We start from the raw sequence: 665 nt of genomic DNA on the forward strand, positions 1-665 counted from the left end.
TGCGTCAATGCCTGGTTGCTCAATTGCGTCAGCCGGGGAAGCGCGTTCTCCACCACCCGGTTGACGCGTTGATCGGCGCTGTTGACTGCGGCCTGCAGAAGCTGCATTTGATGACGTACGAGATCCTCAAGGGCCTGCTCTCGCCGTTGCATCGCCGCGATGACTGCCGTCATGGCCTTGATCGAGTCCGTCATCGCCTGGTGCGATTCACTGCCATCCGGCAGCGTTGAGGTGTTGTGCATGTCCATGGTGATCTCTTGCTAGGTTCAATGCGTTTCTTGCCTTCTAACTATCCGCCCCCACCACCGCCACCGCCACCGCCGCCCCCACCACCACCGTCGCCACCCCCTCCATCACCGGGCGGGCCTCCACCTTGCATCGCGGGATTATTGGCGAACTGCGGCAGCGTCATCACCATCACCGGGCCACGGCTGGTCTGCACCTCTGTCGACACGTCCATGTTCAGTGCCTGGCGCGTACTCGCCTGCTCCTGGGCTTCCTGCATCGCCTGGGCATCCAGAAATTCATGCCCTTGTTTGGCAAGGGCCTGGCTGTAGGGGCTGTTGGCGACCCGTTTTAAGGCCTGTTCGATCGCCAGCTCGTCCTTGCAATCGATGGCGTACAGCAACTCGTCCACATCCGGATCGCCGGTGATGTTTTTACGC

2 pseudogenes are annotated in these 665 nt (G+C 61.2%); both read right to left on the reverse strand.

The features are described from left to right. Nucleotides 1-260, reverse strand: a pseudogene (locus ABS769_RS22515) (hypothetical protein); the annotation flags it as partial. A 29-nt stretch (nt 261-289) separates the two neighbouring features. After that, nucleotides 290-665 (reverse strand): annotated as a pseudogene (locus tag ABS769_RS22520) (hypothetical protein); the annotation flags it as partial.

The organism is Xanthomonas hortorum, from assembly GCF_040279205.1.
In the GTDB taxonomy this organism is placed as follows: domain Bacteria; phylum Pseudomonadota; class Gammaproteobacteria; order Xanthomonadales; family Xanthomonadaceae; genus Xanthomonas; species Xanthomonas hortorum_F.